This window comes from Mucilaginibacter sp. (assembly GCF_041663085.1).
In the GTDB taxonomy this organism is placed as follows: Bacteria; Bacteroidota; Bacteroidia; order Sphingobacteriales; family Sphingobacteriaceae; genus Mucilaginibacter.
In genome coordinates, this window is record NZ_JBAZRC010000174.1 from 1 (window position 1) to 9,632 (window position 9,632).

The following is a 9,632-nucleotide window of genomic DNA, read 5'->3' on the forward strand; positions in this document are numbered from 1 at the left end:
TAAAGGGGTTTCAAAGTAAGACCAGTTGATAGATTGGGTAGCACCTAAAGCTGTTTTTTCAATCTCGCGGTGCGGGGGCTGGGCAGTGATACCACATAGGCAAACCTGCTCTACCGCGAAACCATCAGATGTACGGAATATGGAGCCAATATTGTGCATGCTGCGCACGTTATCCAATACCACAGCTACAGGCAGTTTATCCTGGGCCTTAAATTCATCAATGGTGGCACGGTTTAGTTCGTCGAGCTTTAGTTTACGCATAAAAGAGTAGTCAATAAAGTAGCAAATATAACCACTCTCTGCTCACCATTCACTACTTACCAACCACTATCTCATTCAGTATACCCACACCATCGCCAATATGTGAGGCATAAACAGCAGGGGCATAGCCGATCTTATCTGTATAATACGCCGTTACTTCCTCGCTGAATTTATCTAAGGCATCTTTTTTAACCAGGGCGATTGCGCAACCACCAAAGCCTGCGCCCGTCATGCGCGCACCGGCAACGTTGGGGTTGGTTTTGGCATAATCCACAACGGTATCCAGCTCAATGCCGCTAACCTCATACAACTCGCGCAGGGATTGGTGCGAGGCGTACATCAGGCGGCCAAATTCGGCCAGGTTGTTATTGCTCAGGGCTTTTGCAGCCAGCTTTACCCGGTCGTTCTCTTCAACCACGTGTTTGGCGCGATTTTGAACAACTGCATCGGTTATCAGGTGTTTATATTTGCCGAAAGTTTCGGTATCTATATCGCAGAGGTAGTTAATATCCAGCTCCTGCTTTAAGGCTGCAAGGGCGGTTTGGCATTCCTGCACGCGTTCGTTGTATTTTGATTCGGCCAGTTTACGGGGTTTATTGGTATTGATAATGGCCAGCAGGTAATCGCCAAGGTTACTGTCAACCGCCTGGTAATCCAGGGTGTCGCAGTTCAGCATCAGGGCTTTGTCCTTTTCGCCAAAAGCTACGGCAAACTGGTCCATAATGCCGCAGTTTACGCCGATAAATTTATTTTCTACAGCTTGCGATAGCTTTACTAATTCCAGTTTACTATAGCCCGCATTAAACAGGTCGTTCAATGCAAAAGCGGTAACCACTTCTATTGATGCGGATGATGACAAACCCGAACCAATAGGGATATCGCCGTAAAATAGCAAATCCAGCCCTTGCAGGGCTTTACCATCTTTCTGAAAGTATGATATTACGCCAAGCGGGTAATTGTACCAAACTTCACCGGTTTTTTTATGATCGGCCTGCAAAGGCACTTCTGCCTGCTCGTCAAAATTGAGGCTTTTAAACCTGAAAACGTTTTCGTTATTGGGGGCAACAAGCAGGTACGAACCAAAGGTAATAGCACAGGGCATAACCAGCCCGCCGTTATAATCAATATGCTCGCCTATCAGGTTTACCCTTCCCGGCGAAAAAAAAGTTTCGGTTGCATCTTTACCATATAGCGAATTAAATTGCTCTTGCAGATCGGTTCTCATAAATTGGTTTTTTGTTTGGAAAACAAATATTGTAAAATATACAGTTATTATGATACTGGGTTTAAAAGTTTTTTGCAGATAGTTTGCAGCTTAGCTATAACTTGCTGTTATTTGCTAAATAACCTACAAATAATTATAACATGAACCAATATATTGTTACCGCATACGATTATACTGACGAAGGCGCGCTTGAACGCCGCATGGCTGTACGCCCGCACCATTTAGATGGCGCTAATGAACTGCACGCAAACGGCAATTACGTAGTAGGCGGGGCTATGCTTAATGATGAAGGGAAAATGATAGGATCGGTGATGATAGTTCAGTTTGAAACCGAAGAAGAACTACAAGCCTGGCAGCAGCGCGAACCCTACATCACTCAAAAAATATGGGAAACCGTAGATGTGAAACCGTTTAAAGTAGCTGCTGTAGGGTAATAGTTGATTATTTAACCACAGAGGGCACAGAGGGTTATTCTGCCGGTTCAGCTTTCTGATATTCCCAATCACCAACGGTGTTTCTTGAATAGTGGGCGATATAATAAACGCCTTCTGTTTTTAAACGGAACTCAAATGTTTGTTCGGCAGGGTCATCCGGCAGGAATTGTTCGATGATGCTATCGGCAACTAATTTTACGGTATCCTCTTTTGGCTGTTGCTTAATTTCAGCCTCAAGGCGGGCTTTGTATTCGGCAAAGGTGGCGAAGATGGGTGAGTTGCCGTTGAGCTGTCGGGCGGCATTAAAAGCAGCTTCTTCGGCTTGCAGGCGGTATTCTTCCATCGCATTTAATAAACCATCGGCGGCAATCTCAGGCATGCCATCCGCTCCCTGCGAATAATAACTGTTCAGTATCTCCTCTTTGCTTTTCATTGGCAGCAAAAATACATATAAATGCGAATCAAGAGTCAAGAGTGAAGAATCAATAAAAATTTAATACACAGGTGATATTTAACTGCATGTTAGATATTTACGGTGTCTTTTCTTGATTCTTGACTCCAAATGTCTTGACTCTCAATCGGGGTTAACCTACCGGTGGCGATATGCCATCCAGTTCGTCAATATCTTCAGCATCTAACACTATATTGGCTGTTTTCATGTTTTCTTCCAGGTGGGCAACGCTTGAGGTCCCCGGTATTAGTAAAATGTTTTTTGAGTGGTTTAATAACCAGCTTAACGCTACCTGGTGAACGGTTGCACCATGCTTTTCGGCAACCTGCTGCAATTTTTCCTGGGCAGCCACATTACCTGCATTTAACGGGAACCACGGGATAAAGGCGATATCGTTATCCTCGCAGTAATTTAATACGCCTTCCCATTTGCGGTTGTCTACGCTGTACATGTTTTGTACCGATACTACCTCAAAATAATCCTGCGCTTTTTTAATGTCGTCAATATCCACTTCCGATAAACCAATGTGCCTGATCTTGCCATCGGCCTGCGCCTGTTTTAAAAAGGTAAAACTTTCTTCGGCCGGTACGTTAGGGTCTATACGATGTAACTGGTACAGGTCTATCTGATCGAGTTTTAAGCGTTTAAGGCTTCCTTCTAATGCTTCTTTTAAGTGCGCAGGGCTTGAATTTACGGGCCACTGATCGGGCCCGGTGCGTAACAAGCCACCTTTGGTGCCAATTACAAGGTCGGCAGGGTAAGGGTATAAAGCTTCGGCAATAAGCTCTTCAGAAATATGCGGGCCGTAGCTGTCGGCTGTATCTATAAAATTAATACCCAGCTCAACCGCGCGTTTTAATACGCGTATGGCTTCAGCTTTGTCTTTTGGCGGGCCCCAAATGCCTTTGCCGGTAATACGCATGGCGCCATAGCCTATGCGGTTAACTTCTAAATCGCCACCTATGCTAAATGTTTTTGGGAATGTTGTTGTTGCGTTACTCATAATTATTAGTTCTTATGATAAAATGAATTAACGCTAAGTAAGCTTTATTGTTCGATTGAATGGTTCATAAAAGTGTCATATCGGCTGGTGGCGGCCTAATTAAGTATCAACATTTATGGAAAAAACAAGTGGTGGTAATTACCTCCACAAACCCAATATAGCACCCATAATGGTTAGTGATACAATGCTGTAACCACCATTTATAAAAATATAACGCCAGCCTTTAAGCTCAAATAAGCTATGTGTAGCAATGGCACCAAAAGTCCAAATTTCGGCCAGGAAACCGGCAGTTGCGCCCCAGGTAACATCTGTTTTTGGTTCGGCTAAAAAAGCGGCAAGGTTTGCTGCCATGATAAGGGCAAAAAGGTAACAAAACCAAATATTTTGGTTTTGTTACCTTTTTGAATTTCATCCATAGTTAGCTTGCTATCGGCCATCCATGCATTGCCAAATAAAGCAGGAGAATACCAGATGCCGCCAACAGCAAAGCCCGATAAGGCAGCTACAAATACAGCAGGCCAGTTAATTAATGAGGCGTCCATACATTTAGGTTTTAGTTTACCTAAATGTATGCAATTAACATTCAGATTTGCAAATGTAACGTGTTGATTTACTTTACTGTATAGCGTAATACATACCTGCCCAGGTTGCCGTCGGCATCAATGCCTTCAATGGTAGCGCGGTAAGTACCTTTACTATCAGAGTTAAAATAGTCGATTGATGTGATACCTGTTTTATCAGTTTTTACCTTGGGTGCCCAGTAGATAGTGCTGCGTAAGTCGCCGCCAAAGCCACCACCTTGTTTTAAAAGATCGTATTTCGGCGAATAAAACTCGCGTGCTATACTATAACCCTGTGCATTATAAGTAAGCAGGTTGCCTTTAGGCAACATTTCCTGCAGTTGGGCGTACGTAATTTTTGATGATTCTATTTTTCGGGTGATGATAGATACGATACCGTCCGACTGATAATTTCTGTTGATATTGCTTAACCCATCTGTTTTAAAAACTTCTACGGTTTCTACATCGTTGCCGCTCATGCTGGTTAGCGTGGCAAAATCCATCGGCCTTCCGTTCACAAATACCTGTAAGGGCAGGCGGTTGCTATTAGATGCATTTTTCATGAAATACAGGTTGTTATCCTCCACCATCACCCCCAATAACATTGATGGAAGACATACTAACAGGTTATTGCAATCTTTAAAACGGGCGCCGGCTATTTGCTGATCGGCCATTACAGGTAAGCCCGAAAATACGCCATAATCTGTATGGCTTGGTTTTTTAACCAACGAGGTCGACTTAATTACAACTTCTTTTAAAATGTGTAAATTATCATATTGCCTTTTGCTGTTTGTTAGCAGGGTTTTAAAAGAACTGTCAATATCGGTAACCTCATCCTGCATGTATGGGTTTTTTGTTGCAGGTTGGTAAGTATCACCAGTTACTGCTATCATTAAATTGCGGCTGTTTGGGTTGTTACGTGCACTTAGTGTTATTTGCGACGAGTCGGGAAAGTTAAGTTTGGAGAACTTGAAATTGCCCACCATATCCGTCACCGTTTCGGCATTAAGATTTTTACCCGCTATTTGCAGGCGTAAATTGCCTTTTGATATTGGCATACCTGTATTATTACGTAAGGTGCCCATCACTTCGAGCCCATCCTGCTCGGGATAAAGGTAGATCTGTGGCAGTTTATCAGTTATGATATTACGGTATGATATGCGCCGGTAACCCTGCGTAAGCATTAAAATATCAAGGTTAGCATCAGCATCCGCGTCCTTGCTTATAAAATAATAGTTTGGCTTTTCTATATATCCTTTTATATCAGAGGTAAGCAGCAGGTTTGAGAATATGCTTGTTTCTGCGTTCTCGTCAGACGGTACCTTTGATTCATCCACCACCGATACTGAAAATTCGCCGGCCACAGGTGCTGTACTGTTTTTTGCCAGGATTGATAGCTTAACCTTTTGCCTTACGCCGTACGCTTTTTTATCGGGTGTAAGCGTAAGGTTCATCATATCGTTATGTTTAATAAACGCTATACGTTCGCTAAGGGCAACGCCCCGTTCTGTAAAAAGCGTTAGTTGTACTATACCCGTAGGGAATTTACTTTTGGGGATAGCTGCGCTATAGCTTTGATTCTCTAATTTAGTTTGTGCAGCAAAATATATAGCACCTCCATTTTGTGCTATCAGGTAATAAATGCGGCCCTGGTTAGCTTTAAAATATGGGTCGTTTGCTGATATTTTGATATTCAGGTTATCCGGGTCGTTATTGTAAACGGCAAGGCAAATACCGGCTGGTTTAATACGCGGCATATCATAAGTAGTTTTAACACCATCGGCAAAAGTGATATTGGCTTTATAAGTTTTGCCATCCTCGGGCAAAAGGGCAAAAACCCCCATTCCTAAATGTTGTGATGTAAAGTCGGCCACTACAGTGCCCGTATTATCGGTAATGGTACCTTTTATATTTAAGCCCAAACCGTTTGCGCCAATGGCTTTAAAAGCTACTTTAGAGCGCACGCCAAGCGTAAGCTCGCCACCTTCGGGGAAAAACTGTACATCGCGCTGGGCAATTGCCGCATTCAGCGGGAATTTGTTTAATGATTCTTTACGGTTGCCCAGATCAATAGAAGCGGTTAGCGTTGTATTTTTTAATGATGCAGCGGTATTTTCATTTAACACCATTGTTACTACACCGTTTTGGTCGGTTGTGCCTTTGCCTTTGCTTATTTCATCACCGGCAGGGTTTGTTATGCTCCAGCTAACTTTTTTATTTGCCAATTGCGGTTCGCCGGGTTGGCGATAGGTAATGGCCGCGCTTATTTTAGGTTTGCCGCCTGCATCTGTTGTATTGTAAGTAATGTATGCGTTAACATTGGTTTGTATAATGTTACCAATAGCTATATTTTTATGATAAAAGTAATCGTTATCAAAATTGCGCATCCACCCGGTATATGCCCTTAAATGGTAATTGCCTTGCTTGTAGGCCGCAGGCGAAAGTATGATATTGCCATTGGCTACACCGTTTACCACCGGCAGTTTTATTTGTTTAACAAGCGAATCCTGATTGGTGGCAATATCTACATACACAATGTTGCTTAAGCCCGAGAGCTGGTGCTTATCAATGGTTACATAAGCCTTAAACCAAATGGTATCGCCGGCGCTGTAATAAGGCTTATCTAAATGCAGGTAAACTTTTTCAATAGGGTAGCTGTTTATATACTTTGCTGTTTTAGTAATAATAGTATTCAGGCTAATAGTATCCCTTTGTGCAAACGCAGGCGTAATTAAACAAGTGGCCAGAAACATGACCAGCGCGAATTTTTTAAGGCTCATATAATATATCAAAGTAGCGTGGCTAATATAAACATTTAGCGTTATTGCATGTTAGAGGGTTTGGGTTTTAACATTTCGTTAACACTTCGCCTCAATAAAGCAGCTTTAAATGTACCGTATAAACGGTTTTAAAAACAAAGTATTTTGTAATTTAACTGCTACAAAACATAACCACATGCCAACAGAAATAGAGAGGAAGTTTTTAGTAGATCATGAAAAATGGAATAGCCTGGCAAAGCCTAAAGGCAATGTGTATAAACAGGGTTATATTTTAAGTGAGGAAAAACGTACGGTTAGGATACGTGTAACCCCCGATGCCGCATATATTACCCTTAAAGGTGCATCGGCCGGAATAAGCCGCAGCGAGTATGAGTACACTATACCACTAACCGAAGGGAACGAGATACTTGAAAACTTTGCCACATCGGCTGTGGAAAAAACAAGGTATAATATTAATTATGAAGGCCATCTATGGGAGATTGATGTTTTTGCGGGCGACAATAAGGGGCTTATAGTTGCCGAGATTGAGCTTGAGAGCGAAAATGAGCCATTTGAAAAACCCGAATGGGTTGGGGCAGAGGTAAGCCACGACAACCGATATACTAACGCAAGCCTATCGGTAAAGCCGTATAAGGACTGGGATTAAACCGGAAAGTTAGCGCATAAAAAAACCTGCCTCTGTGAAGCAGGTTTTTTTATTGGATGAAAATATTATTTACCAGCCAGAACCTTTTTTTGCATTACCTGCTTTAATATGCTCTTCTGCTGTAGCTTTGCCCATGATAGCAGCCATTTTGTTACCTTCTGCATCTTTACCTGTTGCAATATATCTGCCAGATTTGATGTCGATAACTGGATCAATCATTGGAACATTTTTAGTTTTTGTTTTTACTGAATACGCGGTGATTCCTGAAGCTGCCATGTTTAGTTTTTTTTAAGTTTTTTAATTGTAACTGGATTAATAAATTTTTTGTTTTTATTACTTGTTAACTTGTTTTAGCAAGCCAACAGACAATATTTTTAATATTGAAGGCAATATATGTATTTATACTTAACTAACAAATTATAGAAATGTTCATTTTTTTGCACATTATATCGAATAAATGGCCGAAACGAGGATTTTGCCGTTGTAATAGAAGTTCTGTTTAAAGTAACCCTCTCTTACAAAGCCCGTTTTCTCCAGCAAGGTTATCGATGCCTGATTGGCCTGGTTTACGTTGGCTTCTATAGAATGTAGCTTAATTTCATTGAAAGCATATCGTGTAACTTCGGTTATAGGGCCTTTGCCCTGGTAGGCGGGTATCAGCCTATAAGCAATCTCTGCGCGATGATGTTTGGGCTGCATGTGCCAAAAGGTATGGTGCCAATTAGTGTATCTGCGCTATGCAGGGTAGCATAATTGTGTACCTTTAAATATAAGGTGTAAAACAATGTATATATAATAAGGTATCGAACTTTTTTAGAACTGCGGCGTTTAAACATCAAACAATAAATTTTTAACATGAAACCATACACTATATTAAGCATGTGCGCACTGGCCCTGGCCTCGTGTACAGGTAACGGAAACAAGACGACAGATACCACTAAAGTTGCAGGCGGCGATACCGCAAAAGAGGCTACGCTGAACGCGCCTGCGCAAAATATGGAATACTGCTTTTTACGTACCGAGGGTACAAGCAACCAGGATACCACAGCTGTACATTTAGTTGTTAACGCTAATAAGGTAACCGGCGAAATGAAATGGCTGCCAAAAGAAAAGGATGCACGTAAGGGTACCTTAGAAGGTACAATGAGTGGCAACGATATTAAAGCGGTGTGGACGTTTATGCAGGAAGGGACTAGAGATACAATGGCTGTTGCTTTTCAGTTATCATCGCAGCAGCTGGGCCAAAAACCATTTAAGGTTACTAAAGACGGCCGCCAGGAAACTGATGGTGCTGCGGGCTATACTATAATGTACAAGCTTGATAATTGCAGTGCGTTTAAAACTGCTGCTAAGCCTGCTTTGTAATTGATACGAACAATTGAATTTAAGCACCTTTAGTGCGATGCCTCGTTTTTAATAACGGGGCATTTTTTTTGTTTATGTTGATGCCGAAGCTGATGTGAAAATTAGTCGGCAGTAGCGATGTCGGATTTTGGGGCAGCAGTATTTTTAACAGAAGTGGTTATGGCATCTTGTTGAAGCTTAGTGTCTGCTGTTTTGTTGGTATTGCCGGTAGTAAGCGAAAACGCGGTTACTGCCGATGTTAATACTAATGCTGCTATGATGATTATCTTTTTCATATGGTTTATCCTGTTGGATGGTCTTGATACTTAATTAGTCGGCAGTAGCGATGTCGGATTTTGGGGCAGCAGTATTTTTAACAGAAGTTGTTATAGCGTCTTGTTGAAGCTTGGTATCTGCTGCTTTGTTGGTTGTGCTTGTAGTAAGCGAAAATGCAGTTACTGCTGATGTTAATACTAATGCTGCTATGATGATTATCTTTTTCATGATTGTTTTTTTGATGTGTGTGGTGTTGTGATATTACTTAGTCTGCAGTGCCTACGTCTTTTTTGTTATCGGCAGTACCCACATCTTTTTTATTGTCTGCAGTGCCTACGTCTTTTTTGTTATCAGCAGTACCAACATCTTTTTTGTTATCGGCAGTGCCTACATCTTTTTTGTTTGAGAAAGCCTGAGCGTTAACTGTTGATAAAGCGCCTGTGCTGAATATGATTGCTGCTGCTATGATGAATTTTTTCATGATCTGTATTATTGGTTGTGGTTATATATTTATTTGATGTTTTAGTTATTGTATGTGTATTGTGATGTTACTTAGTCAGCAGTGCCTACGTCTTTTTTGTTATCAGCAGTACCCACATCTTTTTTGTTTTTAGCATCGGCAGTGCCTACGTCTTTTTTGTTTGAGAAAGCC

Annotated in this window: 13 protein-coding genes and 1 pseudogene; 3 read left to right on the top strand and 11 right to left on the bottom strand. The window is 41.7% G+C overall.

The window, feature by feature from the left end; translation table 11 throughout:
* Nucleotides 1-261 (bottom strand): TrmH family RNA methyltransferase (locus WC615_RS20945; RefSeq protein WP_372980007.1); only part of this gene is annotated, 261 nt, incomplete at its 3' end.
* A gap of 52 nt (nucleotides 262-313) precedes the next feature.
* Nucleotides 314-1,486: a galactokinase gene (locus WC615_RS20950; protein WP_372980008.1), complete on the bottom strand. Its 1,173-nt coding sequence runs from the start codon at nucleotides 1,484-1,486 to the stop codon at nucleotides 314-316.
* A gap of 140 nt (nucleotides 1,487-1,626) precedes the next feature.
* Between WC615_RS20950 and WC615_RS20955 the strand changes: the two genes are divergently transcribed.
* The gene (locus tag WC615_RS20955; protein ID WP_372980009.1) at nucleotides 1,627-1,920 is read left to right on the top strand and encodes a YciI family protein; all 294 of its coding nucleotides are present in this window, start codon (nucleotides 1,627-1,629) and stop codon (nucleotides 1,918-1,920) included.
* Between the two features lie 34 nt (nucleotides 1,921-1,954).
* On the opposite strand, the gene WC615_RS20960 is transcribed toward WC615_RS20955, so the two are convergent.
* From WC615_RS20960 to WC615_RS20975, 4 genes and pseudogenes are all read right to left on the bottom strand, one after another.
* Nucleotides 1,955-2,353, bottom strand: coding sequence for a hypothetical protein (locus tag WC615_RS20960; protein ID WP_372980010.1), 399 nt, complete (start codon nucleotides 2,351-2,353; stop codon nucleotides 1,955-1,957).
* A gap of 151 nt (nucleotides 2,354-2,504) precedes the next feature.
* Entirely contained in the window at nucleotides 2,505-3,374 is an 870-nt protein-coding gene (locus tag WC615_RS20965; protein WP_372980011.1) for an aldo/keto reductase, read from the bottom strand.
* A 138-nt stretch (nucleotides 3,375-3,512) separates the two neighbouring features.
* Nucleotides 3,513-3,916 (bottom strand): annotated as a pseudogene (locus tag WC615_RS20970) (DUF1761 domain-containing protein).
* 68 nt (nucleotides 3,917-3,984) lie between these two features.
* Entirely contained in the window at nucleotides 3,985-6,714 is a 2,730-nt protein-coding gene (locus WC615_RS20975) for a carboxypeptidase regulatory-like domain-containing protein (RefSeq protein WP_372980012.1), read from the bottom strand.
* A gap of 175 nt (nucleotides 6,715-6,889) precedes the next feature.
* On the opposite strand from WC615_RS20975, the gene WC615_RS20980 reads away from it, so the two are divergent.
* The gene (locus WC615_RS20980; protein ID WP_372980013.1) at nucleotides 6,890-7,360 is read left to right on the top strand and encodes a CYTH domain-containing protein; all 471 of its coding nucleotides are present in this window, start codon (nucleotides 6,890-6,892) and stop codon (nucleotides 7,358-7,360) included.
* A 69-nt stretch (nucleotides 7,361-7,429) separates the two neighbouring features.
* Here the strand turns inward: WC615_RS20980 and WC615_RS20985 are convergent, their stop codons facing one another.
* Together WC615_RS20985 and WC615_RS20990 are read right to left on the bottom strand one after the other, a co-directional pair.
* Nucleotides 7,430-7,636, bottom strand: coding sequence for a hypothetical protein (locus tag WC615_RS20985; protein WP_067062306.1), 207 nt, complete (start codon nucleotides 7,634-7,636; stop codon nucleotides 7,430-7,432).
* Between the two features lie 168 nt (nucleotides 7,637-7,804).
* Complete coding sequence (locus tag WC615_RS20990; protein WP_372980014.1) at nucleotides 7,805-8,059, bottom strand: GNAT family N-acetyltransferase; 255 nt, start codon at nucleotides 8,057-8,059, stop codon at nucleotides 7,805-7,807.
* A 156-nt stretch (nucleotides 8,060-8,215) separates the two neighbouring features.
* Here WC615_RS20990 and WC615_RS20995 point away from each other — a divergent pair, with 156 nt between their 5' ends.
* Nucleotides 8,216-8,725: a hypothetical protein gene (locus tag WC615_RS20995; protein ID WP_372980015.1), complete on the top strand. Its 510-nt coding sequence runs from the start codon at nucleotides 8,216-8,218 to the stop codon at nucleotides 8,723-8,725.
* 101 nt (nucleotides 8,726-8,826) lie between these two features.
* Here WC615_RS20995 and WC615_RS21000 read toward each other — a convergent pair whose 3' ends face one another.
* From WC615_RS21000 to WC615_RS21010, 3 genes are read right to left on the bottom strand one after another with little or no spacing between them, the layout of a single operon-like run.
* The gene (locus tag WC615_RS21000) at nucleotides 8,827-9,000 is read right to left on the bottom strand and encodes a hypothetical protein (protein ID WP_372980016.1); all 174 of its coding nucleotides are present in this window, start codon (nucleotides 8,998-9,000) and stop codon (nucleotides 8,827-8,829) included.
* Nucleotides 9,001-9,034: 34 nt separating this feature from the next.
* Nucleotides 9,035-9,208, bottom strand: a complete 174-nt coding sequence (locus tag WC615_RS21005; RefSeq protein WP_372980017.1) for a hypothetical protein — start codon at nucleotides 9,206-9,208, stop codon at nucleotides 9,035-9,037.
* A gap of 37 nt (nucleotides 9,209-9,245) precedes the next feature.
* A complete protein-coding gene (locus WC615_RS21010; protein ID WP_372978930.1) occupies nucleotides 9,246-9,461 on the bottom strand; it encodes a hypothetical protein in 216 nt (71 codons plus the stop codon).
* Between the last annotated feature and the right edge of the window lie 171 nt (nucleotides 9,462-9,632).